The organism is Priestia sp. ST2 (assembly GCF_055810735.1).
Window position 1 is genome coordinate 163,192 of the sequence record NZ_JBVVNT010000001.1, and the last position, 20,097, is coordinate 183,288.

Annotated in this window: 17 protein-coding genes and 1 riboswitch; of the genes, 15 read left to right on the forward strand and 2 right to left on the reverse strand. The window is 39.3% G+C overall.

Annotation, left to right across the window (positions count from 1 at the left end; genetic code table 11):
• The first annotated feature begins 35 nt into the window (after nt 1-35).
• The 5 genes from zapA (at nt 36) to AC0KUU_RS00835 (ending at nt 5,733) form a co-directional block, all read left to right on the forward strand.
• Nucleotides 36-296 (forward strand): cell division protein ZapA, encoded by a 261-nt coding sequence (gene zapA, locus AC0KUU_RS00815; RefSeq protein ID WP_013059415.1) that lies wholly within the window; start codon nt 36-38, stop codon nt 294-296.
• Entirely contained in the window at nt 293-850 is a 558-nt protein-coding gene (locus AC0KUU_RS00820) for a CvpA family protein (protein ID WP_014458067.1), read from the forward strand. The genes zapA and AC0KUU_RS00820 overlap by 4 nt, the downstream gene beginning before the upstream one ends.
• Nucleotides 851-1,048: 198 nt before the next feature.
• Complete coding sequence (gene polX / locus AC0KUU_RS00825) at nt 1,049-2,761, forward strand: DNA polymerase/3'-5' exonuclease PolX (protein WP_162215015.1); 1,713 nt, start codon at nt 1,049-1,051, stop codon at nt 2,759-2,761.
• A gap of 19 nt (nt 2,762-2,780) precedes the next feature.
• Nucleotides 2,781-5,144: an endonuclease MutS2 gene (locus AC0KUU_RS00830; RefSeq protein WP_013085170.1), complete on the forward strand. Its 2,364-nt coding sequence runs from the start codon at nt 2,781-2,783 to the stop codon at nt 5,142-5,144.
• A gap of 181 nt (nt 5,145-5,325) precedes the next feature.
• Entirely contained in the window at nt 5,326-5,733 is a 408-nt protein-coding gene (locus AC0KUU_RS00835) for a DUF350 domain-containing protein (protein WP_322552449.1), read from the forward strand.
• 151 nt (nt 5,734-5,884) lie between these two features.
• Here AC0KUU_RS00835 and AC0KUU_RS00840 read toward each other — a convergent pair whose 3' ends face one another.
• Nucleotides 5,885-6,991, reverse strand: coding sequence for a 5-methyltetrahydropteroyltriglutamate--homocysteine S-methyltransferase (locus tag AC0KUU_RS00840; protein WP_322552448.1), 1,107 nt, complete (start codon nt 6,989-6,991; stop codon nt 5,885-5,887).
• Nucleotides 6,992-7,203: 212 nt separating this feature from the next.
• Between AC0KUU_RS00840 and AC0KUU_RS00845 the strand changes: the two genes are divergently transcribed.
• From AC0KUU_RS00845 to AC0KUU_RS00880, 8 genes are all read left to right on the forward strand, one after another.
• On the forward strand, nt 7,204-8,901 hold the full coding sequence (locus AC0KUU_RS00845; protein ID WP_237074111.1) for an AMP-binding protein: 1,698 nt from the start codon (nt 7,204-7,206) through the stop codon (nt 8,899-8,901).
• Nucleotides 8,902-9,013: 112 nt separating this feature from the next.
• Entirely contained in the window at nt 9,014-9,598 is a 585-nt protein-coding gene (locus AC0KUU_RS00850; protein ID WP_013059408.1) for a TetR/AcrR family transcriptional regulator, read from the forward strand.
• A gap of 79 nt (nt 9,599-9,677) precedes the next feature.
• Complete coding sequence (locus AC0KUU_RS00855) at nt 9,678-10,451, forward strand: enoyl-CoA hydratase (protein WP_322552447.1); 774 nt, start codon at nt 9,678-9,680, stop codon at nt 10,449-10,451.
• A gap of 18 nt (nt 10,452-10,469) precedes the next feature.
• The gene (locus AC0KUU_RS00860) at nt 10,470-11,243 is read left to right on the forward strand and encodes an electron transfer flavoprotein subunit beta/FixA family protein (protein ID WP_016765685.1); all 774 of its coding nucleotides are present in this window, start codon (nt 10,470-10,472) and stop codon (nt 11,241-11,243) included.
• 33 nt (nt 11,244-11,276) lie between these two features.
• The gene (locus AC0KUU_RS00865; protein WP_013085165.1) at nt 11,277-12,257 is read left to right on the forward strand and encodes an electron transfer flavoprotein subunit alpha/FixB family protein; all 981 of its coding nucleotides are present in this window, start codon (nt 11,277-11,279) and stop codon (nt 12,255-12,257) included.
• A 421-nt stretch (nt 12,258-12,678) separates the two neighbouring features.
• Nucleotides 12,679-12,993: a thioredoxin gene (gene trxA, locus AC0KUU_RS00870; RefSeq protein ID WP_013059404.1), complete on the forward strand. Its 315-nt coding sequence runs from the start codon at nt 12,679-12,681 to the stop codon at nt 12,991-12,993.
• Between the two features lie 224 nt (nt 12,994-13,217).
• Entirely contained in the window at nt 13,218-14,984 is a 1,767-nt protein-coding gene (uvrC, locus tag AC0KUU_RS00875) for an excinuclease ABC subunit UvrC (protein ID WP_013085164.1), read from the forward strand.
• A gap of 65 nt (nt 14,985-15,049) precedes the next feature.
• Nucleotides 15,050-15,227: riboswitch (Lysine riboswitch) on the forward strand.
• Nucleotides 15,228-15,368: 141 nt separating this feature from the next.
• Nucleotides 15,369-16,601: an aspartate kinase gene (locus tag AC0KUU_RS00880; RefSeq protein WP_043976041.1), complete on the forward strand. Its 1,233-nt coding sequence runs from the start codon at nt 15,369-15,371 to the stop codon at nt 16,599-16,601.
• 51 nt (nt 16,602-16,652) lie between these two features.
• Here the strand turns inward: AC0KUU_RS00880 and AC0KUU_RS00885 are convergent, their stop codons facing one another.
• Nucleotides 16,653-17,180 (reverse strand): YslB family protein, encoded by a 528-nt coding sequence (locus AC0KUU_RS00885; protein ID WP_013059401.1) that lies wholly within the window; start codon nt 17,178-17,180, stop codon nt 16,653-16,655.
• A gap of 489 nt (nt 17,181-17,669) precedes the next feature.
• Here AC0KUU_RS00885 and AC0KUU_RS00890 point away from each other — a divergent pair, with 489 nt between their 5' ends.
• Both AC0KUU_RS00890 and sdhA read left to right on the forward strand, forming a co-directional pair.
• A complete protein-coding gene (locus AC0KUU_RS00890) occupies nt 17,670-18,278 on the forward strand; it encodes a succinate dehydrogenase cytochrome b558 subunit (protein ID WP_013059400.1) in 609 nt (202 codons plus the stop codon).
• A 29-nt stretch (nt 18,279-18,307) separates the two neighbouring features.
• Complete coding sequence (gene sdhA / locus AC0KUU_RS00895) at nt 18,308-20,095, forward strand: succinate dehydrogenase flavoprotein subunit (protein ID WP_013059399.1); 1,788 nt, start codon at nt 18,308-18,310, stop codon at nt 20,093-20,095.
• Nucleotides 20,096-20,097: the final 2 nt, after the last annotated feature.

Consider the following 20,097-nt stretch of genomic DNA (forward strand, 5'->3'; position numbering starts at 1 on the left):
GGATTAGGATTTTTCGTGGAACGGAGGATTTTCTCGTGTCAAGACAAGATAAAACACGTGCGACAGTTGACATCTTTGGTCAGCAGTACAGCATCGTCGGTAGCGAAAGTACAAGCCATATTCGACTTGTCGCCTCTATAGTGGATGAAAAAATGCGTGAAATCAGTACTAAAAACCCTTCTTTAGATATCAATAAATTAGCAGTATTAACAGCTGTGAATGCTGTACACGAATATATAAAACTGAAAGAAGACTATGAGAGACTTGAACAAAAACTTTATGGAAAAGAGGAATGACTGAGTCAATGCTTAATATCATTTTAATTATATTGCTTCTTCTAGGCTTTGTAACAGGTCTTAAAAGAGGATTTATTTTGCAGCTCATTCATATTGTCAGTTTTGCGGTTTCGTTTATCGTCGCTTATATGTTTAGTGGAGATTTGGCAAGCCGACTTCGCTTGCTGATTCCGTTTCCGGACAATATTCAGCAGCAAAGTGTCGCATCGTTTGTATTTGATTCTGGAACGATAGAAGACGCTTTTTATCGAATGATTGCATTTGCGATTTTATTTTTTGCTACTCACATTGTACTTCGCCTTGCAGGCTCTGTTTTAACGGCTTTAACCGAATTGCCAATTCTGCGCCAGTTAAATAAATGGGGCGGAGGTGCACTTGGATTCGTTGAAGTGTATATCATCGTTTTTATTTTGTTATACATTGGAGCCGTGATTCCTGTAAGTGAAATTCAAACGCCAATTCAACAGTCTTCAATTGCAATCAATATCGTACAAAATACTCCCTACTTATCGTCTGCGATTCAAGATTTGTGGACTCAGTATGGTGTAATGTAATGAAATTACAATAGCTTGTTGAGAGGGTGTGTCGAAAGTGTCATAATACTTTTGAGATACCCTCTTTTTTTATCGCAGTCTGATCTGCGGTTTTCATGAGGATAAAAGTATGTCTAGATGAAAAATTGAGAGAGTAAATATGTCACTCATCATGTTTTTGAAAGTTTCGTTATTATGATAATAGGCTGGTGAAAAGAGATGAATAAAAAGGATATTATTAAATTGTTAGAAACAATTGCTACATATATGGAATTAAAGGGAGATAACCCTTTTAAAATTTCCGCTTTTCGAAAAGCAGCTGCAGCGCTAGAAACGGACGAAAGAACGCTGACAGAGATTGAGGATTTTACCAAGCTCCAAGGGATTGGAAAAGGAACGGCTGCAGTCATTACAGAGTATATGGAAACAAATGAGTCAAGCGTATTAGAAGAACTAAAGCAAGAAGTTCCTGAAGGACTTATTCCTTTGCTTAAGCTGCCGGGGCTTGGAGGTAAAAAAATCGCTAAATTATATAAAGAGCTAGATATTCGAGATATGGAATCACTGCATCAGGCCTGTATGGAAAATCGAGTGCAGGGACTAAGCGGTTTTGGTAAAAAGACAGAAGAAAAAATTATCGCTGCCATTGAAGAGTTTGGGAAGCGTCCTGATCGTTTGCCTCTTGCTTTTATGCTTCCAATAGCGGAAGAAATTTTAGAAGCCCTTAAACAGATGCATAGCATTGAGCGTTTTTCTCAAGCAGGGAGCATTCGCCGCATGAGGGAAACCGTAAAAGATCTTGATTTTATTATTTCAACAGCTGAGCCTCATGCTGTCCGTGAACAGCTAGTATCGCTGCCAAATGTGAAGGATATCATTGCAAATGGAGATACAAAAGTATCGGTAACGTTAGCCTATGAGTACGATGTGTCTGTGGATTTTCGTCTTGTAGAAGATAAAGCGTTTGCCACAACGCTTCACCATTTTACAGGATCAAAAGATCATAATGTGCGTATGCGTCAATTAGCAAAAGAACGCGGTGAAAAAATTAGCGAGTATGGCGTTGAAAATGCGGAGACAGGCGAAGTTATGACTTTTGAGTCTGAACAAGCATTCTATGAACATTTTGGGCTGTCTTTTATTCCGCCGGAACTTCGTGAAGATGGAACGGAAGTAGATGCATTTGTAAAGCCTCAAACCCTTGTGACCTACGGTGCCGTAAAAGGTGATTTGCATATGCACTCCACGTGGAGCGACGGGGCGTATTCGATTGAAGAAATGGCGGAAGCATGTCGCGCACGAGGCTATGAGTACATGGCGATTACAGACCATTCTCAGTATTTAAAAGTAGCTAACGGTCTAACGCCTGAACGCATTCGTAAACAGCGTGAAGAAATTAATCGTTTAAACGCACAGTTCGATGATTTTACAATACTAGCAGGAATTGAAATGGATATTTTGCCTGATGCAACACTTGATTATGATGATGAACTGCTAGCTGAGCTAGATTTTGTTATTGCGTCCATTCACTCTAGTTTTTCGCAATCACGCGAAGAAATTATGAATCGCTTAAAGCAAGCGTTAAATAATGTTCATGTAGATTTAATCGCTCATCCGACCGGTCGTTTGATTGGTCGCCGCAACGGATATGATGTAGATATTGATATGCTGATTGAATTAGCTAAAGAAACAAAAACGGCTCTTGAACTAAACGCGAATCCAAACCGTTTAGATTTAGCCGCTGAACACATAAAAAAGGCCCAAGAGGCAGGAGTTAAAATTGCTATTAATACAGATGCTCACAATCTAGACATGCTAGAGCATATGGAAATTGGAATATCTACTGGAATTAAAGGCTGGCTTAAACCAGAAACGGTATTAAATACGTATAGTCTCAAAGAATTAACCGCCTTTTTAAATCGACATAAATAAGCAACAGGAGGAATCAGTTTTGCAATCACGTATTTTTCATGTACTAGAGTTTAATAAAGTTAAGGAACAGCTTCAGAAAAAAGTAGCTTCTTCTTTAGGCCGAGAAAAAGTAGCGAATTTGATTCCCTCGACTCAGTATGAAGAAGTAGTCAAATGGCAGGAAGCAACAGATGAAGCTACAACCGTGCTGCGATTGCGTGGCAACGTACCGCTAGGGGGCATTTTTGACGTTCGACCTAGCGTGAAGCGCGCTGAAATTGGGGGAACGCTAAGCTCTAATGAACTTCTTGATGTAGCAAGCACTATTTATGCTGCAAGACAAGTCAAGCAATTTATCGAGCAAGTAGTGGAAGACGAAGATTTACAGCTTCCAATTATAACTGAACATATCGAAAAACTAATGCCTCTTCCTGAGGTAGAACAAACAATTAAAATGAGTATTGATGAGAATGGTACAGTGCTAGACGGTGCAAGCGACCAGCTAAGAGGCATTCGTCAAAAACTTCGCTCAACGGAGTCTCGTATTCGAGAAAAGCTAGAGAGCCTTATTCGCTCCTCGTCTGCTCAAAAAATGTTGTCAGATGCAATTGTTACCATTCGAAACGAACGTTTTGTTATTCCTGTTAAGCAAGAATATCGCAGTGCGTATGGAGGCATTGTGCACGATCAGTCTTCATCCGGAGCAACTTTATTTATTGAGCCTCAGGCGATTGTGACGTTAAACAATGAGCTTCAAGAAGCAAAAGTAAAAGAAAAACAAGAAATTGAGCGTATTCTCATTGCTTTAACCGTTCAGGTAGCGGAAGTGGCAAATGAACTCCGTCAAAACGTTTATCTGTTAGGTGAGCTGGACTTCATGTTTGCTAAAGGGCGCTATAGCCATGAGCTAAAAGCTTCAAAACCTAAAATGAACGATCGAGGCTATATTAAGTTAGTGAAGGCAAAACATCCTCTTATTGCACAGGAAGATGTCGTTGCCAATGATATTGAGCTAGGTGATCAATATACGTCTATCGTTATTACAGGGCCAAATACCGGCGGTAAAACCGTAACGTTAAAAACACTTGGATTATTTACGTTAATGGCTCAAGCAGGTTTGCAGATTCCTGCGCTGGATGGATCGGAAATGGCTGTGTTTAAACACGTATTTGCTGATATTGGAGATGAGCAGTCGATTGAACAAAGTTTGAGTACCTTTTCATCTCATATGGTCAACATTGTAGATATTTTACAAAAAGTAGATCACGAAAGTCTGGTCTTGTTCGATGAATTGGGAGCAGGAACGGATCCTCAAGAAGGTGCAGCGCTTGCGATTTCGATTTTAGATCAAGTATATGAAAGAGGCGCTCGCGTAGTTGCGACTACTCACTATCCTGAATTAAAAGCGTACGGCTATAACCGTGAAGGAGTGGTCAATGCTAGCGTAGAGTTCGATATTGAAACATTGAGCCCTACTTACAAGCTGCTGATTGGTGTACCGGGCCGAAGCAATGCTTTTGAGATTTCAAAACGTTTAGGTTTAAGTGCTGAAGTAATTGAACGTGCCAAAGGCTATATTGGCTCAGAAACAAATAAAGTAGAAAATATGATTGCCTCTCTTGAAGATAGCCGTCGTCAATCTGAACACGAGCTAGAAGAAGCTGAAGAGCTAAGAAAAGAGGCTCAGAAGCTTCATAAAGAATTACAGAGTCAGATTATTGAGTTTAATGAAAAACGAGATAAGCTGTACGAAAAAGCTGAAGAAAAAGCTCAAGCCACAGTTAAAGCAGCATCTGAAGAAGCAGAGAAAATCATTAGCGATTTGCGTAAAATGAGTCAAAAAAATCATGCGCTTGTAAAAGAGCATGAATTGATTGAGGCGCGTAAGCGTCTAGAAGATGCAGTTCCAACTCTTGAAAAAAGTAAAAAGAAACCGGCTGTGCCGAAAAAACAAGAGCGCACTCTTCAAGCTGGAGATGAAGTGAAAGTCTTAAGCTGGGGACAAAAAGGAACGCTTGTGGAACGAGTAAGCAATAATGAATGGCAAGTACAAATGGGAATTATGAAAATGAAGGTGAAAGAAAAAGACCTCGAATATATCAGTTCTCCAAAACCTGTAGAAACGAAGCCGCTTGCTACGGTAAAAGGAAAAGATTATCATGTAAATCTAGAACTGGATTTAAGAGGAGAGCGCTATGAAAATGCGCTGATTCGAGTTGAAAAATATATTGATGATGCTTTATTAGCCAACTATCCGCGCGTTTCGATTATCCACGGTAAAGGAACTGGAGCTCTTCGTAAAGGTGTACAGGAATATTTGAAAAATCATCGTTCTGTCAAAAATATTCGTTTCGGAGAAGCTTCTGAAGGAGGTTCTGGCGTTACGGTTGTGGAATTTAAATAAAAGAGTGCTGAAATAAAGGTGTCAGTCGATGCGCTGAACAAGCATATATGAAGATAGAAAATCCGACATGGCTCATGGACTATGCTGGGTTTTCTATCTCTTTTAAGAACGATACAAGTAAAGGAAAGAGACCTGTCAGTTCATTACGTGGAGCGTAATATAAATTAGGAGTGATGCAAAAATGAGGGATTTTTGGAAAGACCCGTATATTGAATCCGCCGCTTATTACAGCGTGGTTGTCTTGAGCATTGTCGTCTTTCTTGTTGTGTTTGAGCTCGTTACTAAGTATAAGAATTGGGAAGAGATTCAAAAAGGAAATATGGCTGTTGCGATGGCAACAGGTGGAAAAATATTTGGATTAGCTAATATTTTTCGCTATTCGATTGAGCATAACGACAACTTGTTAAGAATGCTAGGGTGGGGAATATATGGATTCGTTCTTTTACTAGTCAGCTATTTTATTTTCGAATTTTTGACGCCGAAATTTCGAATCGATGCCGAAATTGAACAAGATAACAGAGCCGTTGGGTTTATTTCACTTGTTATTTCAATCGGTATGTCCTATGTAATAGGAGCAGGGATAGGATAGGAGAGAGTCATGGAGAAGTTAGCGAAAATTTTACTCGTTTTATGCGGAGTGTTTATGCTTATTGGTCTTATCTATTTATCTATATAGCTTTTCCTAACATCATGATGACAGCAAAAAAGCTGACCTTAAAGCAGGTCAGCTTTTTTAATGACTACTTCCATACGTCTTCAGCAATTGAAATCACGTGCTTTACTTTATCCCACTGCTGTTCTTCAGTTAGTAAATTTCCTTCTTCTGTAGAAGCAAATCCGCACTGGGGACTTAAACAAATTTGATCAAGAGAAACAAATTCTGCCGCTTCAGCAATTCGTTTTTTCACTGCTTCAGGATCTTCTAAATCTCCAAATTTTGATGTGATAAGACCAAGGACAATCTGAAGATCATCTCGCTTTACATGTCGAAGAGGTTCGAATCCTCCTGAGCGTTCATCATCAAATTCTAAAAATAGTCCATCTACGTTTAACTGACTGAAAATAGCTTTGGACGCATTTTCATATCCGCCGCTTGCTGTATAAGTGGACTGGAAATTCCCTCTGCAAATATGCATTGTAATGACCATATCATCTGGCTTATGCGCAATGGATTCATTGATCGCATTTGTAAAACGTTTCAGTAATTCTTGGGGCGTGAAACCTTTTGACGCGATTTGTTCTTGTCCTTTTTCTGAGAAAAAGACTGCCCACGCAGTATCATCTAACTGTAAATAGCGGCATCCGGCATCATAAAATGCTTGAATGGCTTTTTGATATGTTTTAACTAAATCAGCAAAAAATACATCCGTATCCGAGTAAGAAGACTCTTCAATATGACCTCTGAAAAATAGCATATTAGGACTTGGAATGGTGAACTTAGCTACGTGTTCTTTTCCAGCAGCTTGATGAAGAAATTTATAATCTTCAATCATAGGGTGGTGATTAAAATCTAGTTTTCCAGTCACTTTTATACCGTGAGCTTTTGTTTGGACTCCGTGAAACTGAATTCCGGACTCTGCTTCGTAAAGTTCTACGCCAACAAGCTCTGACAGAAAATCAAAGTGCCACCACGCGCGGCGAAACTCACCGTCTGTGACGGCTTTTAATCCAATTTGTTTTTGCTTTTCTACGAGTTTACGAATTTCTTCATCTTCAATTGCTCGAAGCTGTTTCTTTGTCATTTCCCCGTTTTCCACTTGTAATCGTGCTTGTTTGATACGCTCGGGACGCAAAAAGCTTCCAACGTGATCTGCTTTGAACGGTCCTTTAGTCAATGTTGTTGTCAATTCATACAGCTCCTTAAAAAAATCTAATTTTTATTATATACAAAAAATTCGGATAATGTACAGGGGTAAATCCAATTTTTATTTATTACGCTGCAGGATGAAAGAGTGATTAGGTAGGAAAGAGAACATTCAATAACGATTGCATCTAAAAAAAGAATGAACTATAATTTTAATTAGAAAATTCTAATTTTTTATTTTTTTTGAGGGAGAGGATGCGTGTGGAATCCACCGAAAAGATATGGCTTTCTCAATATCCGGATGAAATACCTGCTAGGCTTCATTATGAACAAAAAAATTTAGCACAGCTTTTTGAAGAAGCAGTTCAAAAGGATCCTAAAAAAAGCGCAATCTATTTTCTAGGGAAAAAAATGACGTTTTCCCAGCTGCATCAAGATTCTCTGAAGCTGTCATCTTACCTTATTGAACTGGGATTAAAAAGAGGGGATAGAGTAGCCATTATGCTTCCAAATTGCCCTCAAGCTGTCATTTCCTTTTATGCGGTTCTGCTTGCCGGAGGAGTAGTCGTTCAAACAAACCCTTTGTATACGGAAAGAGAGTTAGAGTATCAGCTTAATGATTCAGAAGCGACCATGATTATTGCACTCGATTTGCTATATCCGCGTGTAGTAAAAATGAAAGCGTTAACAAAAATAAAACACGTAGTCATCACCTCTATTCAAGATTATCTCCCATTTCCCAAAAACATAATGTATCCATTTATTCAGCGCAAACAGCAGAAGATAAGCGTGGATGTGAGTCATACGGAGACTACTCATTTATTTAAACGTATTATAGATGAATCCTCTCCCGCAGTATGTAACGCTGAGGGAATTTCAGACGAAGATATCGCGATTTTACAATACACCGGGGGAACAACAGGTTTTCCAAAAGGAGTCATGCTTACTCATAAAAACTTGGTAGCCAATGCAACGATGTGTTCACATTGGTTATACCGCTGCAGGCATGGAAAAGAAAAAGTGCTTGGAATTATCCCATTTTTTCATGTGTATGGTTTAACAACGGTTCTTGTTTTATCGGTTTTGCAAAACTATGAGATGGTTCTTCTGCCTAAATTTGATGCAAAAACGACGCTCAAAACCATTCATAAGCAGCAGCCTACTTTATTTCCAGGTGCGCCGACGATTTACATTGCATTATTAAACCATCCTGATTTAGCAAAATACAACTTATCTTCTATTGATTCATGTATGAGCGGTTCGGCTCCACTTCCTGTGGAAGTGCAGGAGCAGTTTGAAAAGCTCACCGGAGGTAAATTAGTGGAAGGATATGGATTAACGGAAACCTCTCCTGTTACTCATGCTAATTTTCTTTGGAAAGAGAGGATACCAGGAAGCATTGGAGTGCCTTGGCCAGACACAGATGCCAAAATTCTCTCGTTTGAAACAGGTAAAGAAGCTGCTGTAAGCGAAGTAGGAGAAATTGCGGTTAAAGGTCCTCAGGTAATGAAAGGATATTGGAAGCAGCCTGAAGAAACGGAGGCTGTTATGCGAGACGGATGGTTGCTAACAGGTGATGTTGGCTATATGGATGATAAAGGTTATTTTTATGTAGTAGATCGGAAGAAAGATATTATTATTGCCGGGGGATATAATATCTATCCTCGAGAAGTTGAAGAAGTATTATATGAGCATGAAAAAATTCAAGAAGCTGTAGTGGTGGGTGTTCCTGACCCATATAGAGGAGAAACGGTGAAGGCTTACATTGTATTAAAAAATGGTGTAAGATGTACTGAAGAAGAGTTAAATGAGTTTTCTAGAAAGTATTTAGCTGCTTATAAAGTTCCGCGCCTTTATGAATTTCGAAATGAGCTTCCCAAAACAGCGGTCGGTAAGATTCTGCGACGAGCGCTGATTGATGAAGAAAATGAAAAGCATAAAAAGGCGACGTAATCGATCGTCGCCTTTGATTTTTTTCCTGAAACATAATTGACAGATACTTGCGGTTTCTTTATTATAAAGATATGAATGAATAATCATTCATATTTTAAAGGAGCGTATAAGATTGAGAAGAAATAAGCCAAAGTATAAACAGATTATCGATGCAGCTGTAGTAGTAATAGCAGAAAACGGATACCACAATGCTCAGGTTTCTAAAATTGCTAAGCAGGCTGGAGTTGCAGACGGTACGATATATTTATATTTTAAAAACAAAGAAGATGTCTTGATTTCCTTGTTTCAAGAGAAGATGGGACAATTTGTAGAAAAAATTTATGAAGAACTGGCGGGAATTGAAACCGCGGCAGAAAAACTTCATGTGTTAATTGACAAACATTTTTCGTTTCTAGCGGAGGATCATCATTTAGCTACAGTGACCCAGCTCGAACTGCGTCAATCGAACAAAGATTTAAGATTGAAAATTAACGATGTATTAAAAGATTATCTGACTCTCATTGATTCTATTTTGCAGACAGGAATCGAAACGGGTGAGTTTTCTGAAAATATAGATATTCGTCTTGCGCGACAGATGATTTTTGGAACGATTGATGAAACTGTCACAACATGGGTAATGAACGATCATCGATATGGTCTAATAGAATCGGTAGATAAAGTCCATTCCCTGCTGTTAAACGGCTGCAGCGGCTCATAATCGTAAGTGAGCCTGCTGCTCCCCTGCGAGGGGAAAAGCGCAAGGTAATGAAAATAGAAAGAAAGGGTGGCGTAAACAAATGGAAATTATCCAGGTTGAAACTGTTGATGCAATAAGTTTCATTACGTTGAATAGACAACCTGCTAACGCTTTGTCTCAAGACTTATTAAAAGATCTTTCAAGTGTTTTAAAACATTTAGAAGATAGTAAAGAGACAAGGGTTATCGTCATTAAAGGTGAAGGGAAATTCTTTTGTGCCGGTGCTGATATAAAAGAATTCACATCACTTCAGCAGGAAAAAGAATACGAGAAGCTTGCTGTTAACGGTCAAGAGCTCTTTGAGTATATTGAAAATTACCCAAAACCAGTGATTGCAGCTATTCATGGAGCTGCTTTAGGCGGAGGGTTGGAGCTTGCTATGAGCTGCCATATCCGTTTGGTAACAGAAAATGCTAAGCTGGGCTTGCCTGAGCTTCAGTTAGGGATTATACCAGGATTTGGAGGAACTCAGCGATTACCTCGTTATGTAGGAGTTCATAAGGCTTGTGAGATGATGCTGACAAGTGATCCAATATCCGGAAGCGAGGCAGTGGAGTTAGGATTGGTAAATGCAGCTTTTGAAGAAAGTCAGCTTATCAATGAAACATTTTTACTTGCTAGAAAAATTGCCAAAAAAAGCCCAATCTCTGTTAAAGCCACCTTGCAGCTGCTTCAGCATGTAAAAACAGATGCTTATTACAGCGGCATCAAAAAAGAAGCGCAGTTTTTTGGAAGCGTATTCAAAAGCAGGGATGCTCAAGAAGGCGTAGCCGCTTTTATTGAAAAGCGCCAGCCTAAATTTTTAGGAAAATAAGCTTAGGAGGGGAATTGAATGAATATTTACGTGTTAGTAAAAAGAACATTCGATACAGAGGAGAAACTTTCATTAAAAAATGGTCAAATTGTTGAAGATGGGGCTGAATTTATTATTAATCCTTACGATGAGTATGCAGTTGAAGAAGCTATTCAGCTAAAGGAAAAGCATGGCGGGGAGATTACGGTCGTGAGTGTAGGAGGGGAAGAATCAGAAAAAGAACTCCGAACAGCTTTGGCTATGGGAGCAGATAAAGCGGTTTTAATCAATACGGAAGATGACATAGAAGATGGCGATCAGTACACGACTTCTAGGCTGCTGGCACAGTACTTAAAAGAACAATCTCCTGACTTAATTTTGGCAGGAAACGTAGCGATTGACGGAGGTTCGGGCCAAGTGGGACCGCGCGTAGCAGAACAGTTAGAAATCCCTTATATTACGACGATTACAAAATTAGATATCGAAGGTGAAAAAGTGACTGTTGTACGCGATGTGGAAGGTGATTCCGAGGTTATCGAAACGTCGCTTCCTCTTTTAGTAACAGCTCAGCAGGGACTTAACGAACCTCGCTATCCATCTCTTCCAGGGATTATGAAAGCGAAGAAGAAACCGTTGGTTGAAGTGGAATTGGATGATTTAGATTTAGATGAAGATGATGTAGAAGCAAAAACAAAGACAATTGAAATTTATTTGCCTCCGAAAAAAGACGCAGGACGCGTACTACAAGGAGATATAAAAGATCAAGTGACAGAACTGGTCAATTTACTGCATAAAGAAGCAAAAGTCATTTAATAAGTCAAAAGTTAAAACAATGGGGGTATTGCAATGGGACGTAAAGTGTTAGTTCTAGGAGAAGCACGTGATGGGGGATTACGAAACGTATCGTTTGAAGCGATTTCCGCAGCGTCTACTGTAGCTGACGGTGGGGAAATTGTTGCAGCGTTAGTAGGAAAGGACGTAAAAGCTTTAAGTGAAGAGCTTATTGCATACGGAGCGAATAAAGTTGTTGTGACGGAGCATGAAGATTTAGCTGCTTACACATCGGATGGTTATGCTCAGGCGTTATTAGCCATCATTGAAAGTGAACAACCTGAAGCTATCGTATTTGGCCATACGGCTCTTGGCAAAGACCTAGCGCCAAAACTGGCAGCTCGCTTAGACAAAGGACTTATCTCAGATGTGACGGATGTAGAAGTTGGAGGGGATCAAGTAGTCTTCACCCGCCCAATTTATTCTGGTAAAGCATTTGAAAAGAAAATCATGACCGATGCTTTTACGTTTGTCACGATTCGTCCAAATAATATTTCACCGCTTGCAAAAGATGAGGGACGTACAGGCGATGTAGAGGATTTAAATGTTGAAATCAAAAACCTGCGTACAGTTGTAAAAGAAGTTGTACGGAAAGCAACGCAAGGGGTTGATTTATCCGAAGCAAAAGTCGTGATTGCAGGTGGTCGAGGTGTAAAAAGCACGGAAGGTTTTGGACCTCTCCAAGAACTAGCGGACGTGTTAAATGGAGCTGTTGGGGCGTCTCGCGGAGCGTGCGATGCAGATTACTGCGACTATTCTCTTCAGATCGGTCAGACGGGCAAAGTAGTCACACCAGATTTATACATTGCCTGCGGAATCTCGGGAGCCATTCAGCATTTGGCCGGCATGTCAAATTCAAAAATTATTGTTGCCATTAACAAAGATCCTGAGGCGAATATTTTTAAAGTAGCTGATTACGGAATCGTTGGAGATTTATTTGAAGTGGTGCCTCTGCTAACGGAAGAATTCAAAAAGCTGAAAGTACAGTCTGCGTAAGAGGCTGAGACAAAAGGATTTTAGACGAAGTGAAAAATGAACCATTGATCAAGATGTTTGATTAGTGGTTCGTTTTTTTGTTAGGGTAAACGCAGGTTTCATGTGTGTGGGTCTTTCTAGCAGTTGATTGGAGGGCAAGGCGAAGACTCCTGCAGAAAGCAAAGTCTTGCACAGAAATCATCTGCGGTGTCGCAAGCGGTTCAGCCCTTGTATACTATTCGTTCGTCTTTAGATAGGATTCATTTCGTTATGTCTCAGCCTCATGGAAAACGAAATTTTCTACGTATGTTTTTATGTGAATTGTACAAACTAGAGCGGAGAATAAACAGTATAAATGTAAGCAAAAAGTTAGCAAACCTTATTTGAAGGTGATATACTGTGAGTAGAATTTGGATATTGCATATATTTAGGAGGAATTAAAATGGCTATTGCACATGCTACAGATAAAAACTTTACAGATGAAATTAAATCAGGCCTAGTGCTTGTTGACTTTTGGGCACCATGGTGTGGCCCTTGTAAAATGATTGCTCCAGTTCTTGAAGAAATCGATGGCGAACTTAACGATAAAGTTAAAATCGTGAAAGTAGACGTTGATGAAAACCAAGAAACGGCTGGAAAATTTGGTGTTATGAGTATCCCAACTTTAGTATTATTTAAAGATGGAGAGAAAGTTGACCAAGTAGTTGGTTTCCAACCAAAAGAAGCATTAACAGAATTAATTAATAAACACGCGTAAGTCAAAACCTAGCTCAGGCTAGGTTTTTTCTTTTTCTCCACTTTTTCTCTTTTGGGAATACTTTTATTTAGCGAATATGCGTTCGTTTGTTTTATACTAGATGTAAGGAACACCGCCATAAATCCGGCTTATGTGCATGTATTGTAAAGCAGGAAAGAATGTAGATTACGCTTCATAAGCGAATGTATAGATGGACAGAGTAAGAGAAGAGGAAGGAGAAAAATATGAACGATTATTTAAAAGAAAAGCTGGCTATTTTACCGGATCAGCCCGGCTGTTACTTGATGAAAGATAAATATGGAACGGTCATTTACGTAGGAAAAGCAAAAGTATTAAAAAATCGAGTGCGCTCCTACTTTACCGGATCTCATGACGGAAAGACGCTTCGACTTGTAAACGACATTGTCGATTTTGAATATATCGTCACATCTTCTAATTTAGAAGCACTTATTTTAGAAATGAATTTAATTAAAAAGCATGATCCAAAATACAATATCATGCTTAAAGATGATAAGGGTTATCCCTTTATTAAGATTACAGCTGAAAAGCAGCCCCGACTTGTTATTACAAGAAAAATAAAAAAAGATAAAGGGAAATACTTCGGGCCTTATCCTAACGTTCAAGCTGCAAATGAAACAAAGCGGCTTCTTGATCGCATTTATCCATTAAGAAAGTGCTCTACCATGCCAGACAGACCTTGTTTGTATTACCATATCGGGCAATGCCTAGCTCCTTGCGTAAAAGAAGTAAAAGAAGAGCAAAACAAACAAATTATTGAAAATATCACGCGGTTTTTAAATGGTGGATATGAGCATGTCAAAACAGAATTAACTGAAAAAATGTTAAAAGCTTCAGAAGAACTTGACTTTGAACGGGCTAAAGAATATCGAGATCAAATTGCTCATATCGAAGCGACAATGGAAAAGCAAAAAGTAACGTTTAATGATTTTGTCAATCGAGATGTGTTTGGCTATTCTTATGATAAAGGCTGGATGTGTGTTCAAGTTTTCTTTATTCGCCAAGGGAAGTTAATTGAGCGAGAAGTTTCTATGTTTCCTTTTTATAAAGAGCCAGAAGAAGATTTCTTAACTTTTATCGGTCAGTTTTATGCCAAAAATATTAAGCCAAAAGAAGTAATGGTTCCAGCAACGATTGATGCAGAGTTGGCTGAGAAATTAGTAGAAGTAGAGGTTCAGCATCCAAAGCGAGGCAAAAAGAAAGAATTAGTAGAACTTGCGTGTAAAAATGCAAAAATTGCGCTCGGTGAAAAATTCTATTTAATTGAACGAGATGAAGAGCGCACGGTTGGCGCAGTTGAACGGTTAGGAGAAGAGCTTGGAATTGCCGCTCCTTATCGGATTGAAGCATTTGATAATTCAAATATTCAAGGGACAGATCCCGTTTCTGCGATGATTGTTTTTGTTGATGGGAAACCGGAAAAGAAAGAATATCGCAAATATAAAATTAAGACCGTAAAGGGACCAGATGATTACAGTTCCATGAGAGAAGTCGTTCGCAGACGGTATTCCAGAGCGTTAAAAGAGGGTCTTCCGCTTCCAGATTTAATTGTTGTAGATGGAGGCAAAGGGCATTTAGCTGCAGTACAGGACGTTCTCGAAAATGAATTGGGACTTTTAGTGCCTACAGCAGGTCTTGTCAAAGATGATAAGCACAGAACCTCCAACCTGATGATTGGTGAGCCTCCTCAAATCATACCGCTCGAACGCAATAGTCAAGAATTTTATTTGCTTCAGCGAATTCAAGATGAAGTTCACCGTTTTGCGATTACCTTCCACCGTCAAGTGCGCTCTAAGTCCGCTTTTCAGTCTGTTCTGGACGATATTCCGGGAGTGGGCGAAAAACGTAAAAAAGCTTTGTTAAAGTATTTTGGTTCGGTGAAAAAATTGAAAGAAGCAACGGTTGATGATATTCGAAATTCAGGTGTTCCTCAAAACATCGCTGAAAAAATTTATGAAACATTGCAAAAATAGTCTTGAAATAATAGAAAATATTTGATAAGCTATTAACTAATTTCATACGACACTTCATCAAATGAAGTGAAGATAGAGGTGCAAATTTAATCAGTACGTATCAGGAAGGGTATGAGCTCTTATGAATGATGCGGAAAGGGAAATTTGCCGAAGTGAACATTACCTCATAGTAATGATTGCTGGTTCTGCGTTGAATAAACGTAGGATTGTCAAGATGTAGATTCTTGGAGAGCTATCTCACGGCAGTGGACGGTTATGTTTTATAATTTTCGTTCGTTAAGCAATGAGAGCTCATCTCATTGCTTTTTTTATTGTCTGAGTAAAAAAATTTAGCTTCTCATCATCCTGCATATGCAAATTTATTGAAAAGGAATGAACAAAATTATGGCATTAATCGTTCAAAAATTTGGTGGAACATCTGTTGGTTCTGTTGAACGTATCCAACATGTAGCAAACCGTGTTATTCAAGAAGCAGAGCGCGGTAACCAAGTAGTTGTTGTTGTATCGGCAATGGGCAAAACTACAGATGCACTGGTGAAATTAGCAAGTGATATTACGGACAGTCCAAGCAAACGCGAAATGGATATGCTTCTTACAACTGGAGAACAAGTAACGATTTCCCTGTTAACAATGGCCCTTCAATATAAAGGGTATGAAGCAACTTCGCTAACAGGTTGGCAAGCTGGTATCCAGACGGAAGCAGTTCACAGCAATGCACGAATCCAGCACATTGACACGACTCGTATTCAAAGCCAATTAGATAGAGGCCGAATCGTAGTAGTAGCTGGATTCCAAGGCTGTTCAGGAGATGGTAGCATTACAACATTAGGTCGAGGCGGCTCTGACACGACGGCAGTAGCTCTTGCCGCAGCATTAAAAGCTGCAAAATGTGATATTTATACAGATGTAACAGGAGTGTTTACGACAGATCCGCGCTATGTAGAAGATGCTCGTAAGCTTCACTCTATTTCATATGACGAAATGTTAGAATTAGCTAATTTGGGAGCAGGGGTGCTGCATCCGCGCGCTGTTGAGTTTGCAAAAAATTATCAGGTACCGCTAGAAGTGCGTTCAAGCTTAGAAAACGAGAATGGAACGATTGTTGAGGAGGAAGTTTCAATGGAACAAAACTTAGTCGTAAGAGGAATTGCGTTTGAAGATAATATTTCACGAGTGACAATTGAAGGGTTAAACAACGAGTTGCAAACTCTTTCTACTATTTTTACAGCATTAGCAAAAGAACAGTTAAATGTGGACATTATTATTCAAAACGTAACGGCTAATAATCGTCTCTCTATCTCATTTTCTATTAAAACCGTAGACGTAGACGCCGCTCTTGCCGTCTTAAAAGAGTATAAATCTACTTTGGGATATACGCGTATTGAACATGAAAGCGGTTTGGCTAAAGTATCAATTGTCGGCTCTGGCATGATTTCTAATCCAGGCGTTGCAGCCGAAATGTTTGAAGTGCTGGCAGGAGAGAAAATTGAAGTGAAGATGGTCAGCACGTCTGAAATTAAAGTATCTACAGTTGTACCGCATGCTGATATGGTAAAAGCTGTTGAGACGCTTCACGTAGCATTTGAATTAGAAGAGCAGCAAGCAGTGCAAGTATAAAGAAGAGAAAAAAGACGTGGTATCTCCACGTCTTTTATATATACGTATTTCCTACTTTTTATAACGCTCCGCGCGTGTTTCGGTAGGTAAGATATCTTTTCGGTCCCACTGCACGGAAATCAGCACTTTTCCGTTCTTTTCTTTATGTGTTAAGTAGGCTTCTGTTAGGCAGTTGTTTTGACGCTGAATCTGTTCAGCCACAAATCCTGACTCAAGATGAAACGAACAAGTTTCCTGCTGAAATCTTTTGCTGACCACATCACCTGATAACTCAAGCTCGAGTGAATATTTATCTTTTTTTGCAAGCGTCAGTGTTCCCCAGGAAGCTGCTTTAAAAAAAGCGACGATTTCATCCATTGTATTTAATGGGTATTTCCGAGCAAGGTGTTTTCCTGCCCAGTATGAAATGGTATTTGTTTCGTCTCCAAGAAGCTCTGGAATTAACACGTCACGCAAAAGGCTGTATCCGAAATATGAAACGTGATCAAGAGTTCTCTCTGTTTCAGCTGTGACATTAGGTTCTGATGTTTCCATCGTCTCTTCAAGTTCTTGCTGTGATTCTGTTTGTAAATTGCTCATGCTTTCCCCTCTTTCTTTACTACTATTATATACAAATCTAAAAAACCTCTCACGCATTTTTTTAATAAAATGTAAGAGGATCTTTATTATGGTAAAAAGAGTTAGATGTAAAGATGAAAAATCCATAATATACCTTTTAAAAGGGTACTTTTACCTGTGTAAATGTTTTGTGAACTTGTTTACAATAAAAGCATAAAGTAAACGCTTACTTATTTGTGGCAAGCAATATTATAATAGAAAGAAAAAATCTGTAACATCAATACAGTAAGCGTTAACAAATATAAAATTTTATAAATTTATATTTTATAGAAGATTTAAACATCTTGCCTTGACGCTCTTAATCGATGGGAGTAAAATTAACCTGTCACATACTTTATTAGGAAATGCAAAGGTTTTCATTTCCTGTATTCACGATTAATCTATTTGTCTAGTGGGAGTAAGAAAGTTCTTCACAAACTATGTTCATTTAACTAAGGGGGGTCTACGCAGATGGCGGCAAACAGAGAGTTTCAATATCGGAGAATCCATTCATTACTTGGGGTAATACCAATCGGGATTTTCTTAACACAGCATTTAGTTGTGAATCATTTCGCGACAAAGGGAGAAGAATCATTTAATCAAGCAGCTCACTTCATGGAGAGCTTACCTTTCCGCTATGCTCTAGAAATTTTCATTATTTTCTTACCAATCGTTTTTCACGCAATATACGGTCTTTACATCGCATTCACTGCTAAAACAAACGTTAACAACTACGGTTTTTTCCGTAACTGGATGTTTATCCTTCAGCGTGTTTCAGGTGTAATCACACTTATCTTCATCACATGGCACGTATGGGAAACCAGAATACAAGCTGCGCTTGGAAAAGAAGTAGATTTTCAAATGATGGAACGAATTTTAAGCAACCCGGCAATGCTTGCATTCTACATAGTTGGTGTTGTATCTACGATCTTCCACTTTGCAAACGGTCTATGGTCATTTGGAGTTAGCTGGGGGTTAACTGTAACACCACGTTCTCAAAGAATTTCAACTTATGTGACATTAGCAATCTTCTTAGCACTTACATTTGTAGGTGTTCGTACATTATTCGCATTTGCATAAAATTAAGGTTTTGAAGGAGTGGGGTTCCGATGAGTAACGGAAAAATCATCGTAGTCGGTGGCGGTTTAGCTGGCTTGATGGCAACAATAAAAATTGCTGAGTCTGGCAAGCAAGTAGATTTATTTTCACTAGTTCCGGTAAAAAGATCTCACTCAGTTTGCGCGCAAGGTGGAATCAACGGAGCCGTAAACACGAAAGGTGAAGGAGATTCACCATGGGAACACTTTGATGACACAGTGTACGGCGGAGACTTTTTAGCCAACCAGCCACCTGTAAAAGCAATGTGTGAAGCAGCTCCTGGTATTATTCACTTACTTGACCGCATGGGTGTTATGTTTAACCGTACTCCTGAGGGTTTGTTAGACTTCAGACGATTCGGCGGGACGCAGCATCACCGTACGGCTTTTGCTGGAGCAACAACGGGTCAACAATTATTGTACGCATTAGATGAGCAGGTTCGTCGTTATGAAGTTGCCGGACTTGTGACAAAGTACGAAGGATGGGAATTCTTAGGTGCTGTTCTTGACGATGAGCGCAGCTGTCGCGGAATTTCTGCACAGAATTTAAAATCAATGGAAATTAAAACGTTCCCAGCTGACGCGGTTATTATGGCTACAGGTGGACCTGGAATTGTTTTTGGAAAATCGACGAACTCAGTTATTAATACAGGTTCAGCGGCATCTATCGTGTATCAGCAAGGTGCATATTATTCAAACGGAGAGTTTATTCAAATTCATCCAACTGCTATCCCAGGAGATGATAAGCTTCGTCTTATGAGTGAATCTGCTCGTGGAGAAGGCGGACGCGTTTGGACATATAAAGACGGTAAACCTTGGTATTTCTTAGAGGAAAAATATCCTGCATACGGTAACTTAGTACCTCGTGATATTGCAACTCGTGAAATTTTTGATGTCTGCGTAGCGCAGAAGTTAGGAATCAACGGAGAGAACATGGTTTATCTGGACCTTTCACATAAAGATCCAAAAGAGCTAGACATTAAACTTGGAGGTATCATCGAAATCTATGAAAAATTCATGGGCGATGATCCGCGCAAGGTACCAATGAAAATTTTCCCAGCCGTACACTATTCAATGGGCGGTTTATGGGTGGATTACGATCAAATGACAAATATTCCTGGCTTATTCGCAGCTGGTGAGTGTGATTATTCACAGCACGGAGCGAACCGTTTAGGAGCAAACTCATTATTATCAGCTATTTATGGTGGTATGGTTGCCGGTCCTAAAGCGGTTGAATACATCAATGGTTTAGAAAAGAGCGCAGATGCTATTTCTTCAAGCGTATATGATCGTCATGTGAAAGAAGAAGAAGAGAAATGGAACAATATCATGAATCTTCAAGGTACAGAAAATGCATACGTTCTTCATAAAGAGCTAGGGGAATGGATGACTGACAACGTGACAGTCGTACGATACAATGACAAACTGTTAAAAACAGATGAAAAGATTCAAGAATTAATTGAACGCTATGATCGTATTAACATTAATGATACAGCTAAATGGAGTAATCAAGCGGCAACATTTACTCGTCAGTTGCAAAACATGCTTCAGCTTTCACGTGTTGTAACGCTAGGAGCTTACAACCGTAACGAAAGTCGCGGTGCTCATTATAAGCCAGATTTCCCAGATCGTAACGATGAAGAATTCTTAAAAACAACAATGGCATCTTTTGTGGATAAGAAAACGGCTCCTTCTTTCCATTATGAAGAGGTAGACGTATCGTTAATTAAACCGCGTAAACGCGACTACACAAAGAAAAAAGATGAAAAACCAAAAAAACAACAAGAGGGGGTTCGTTAATC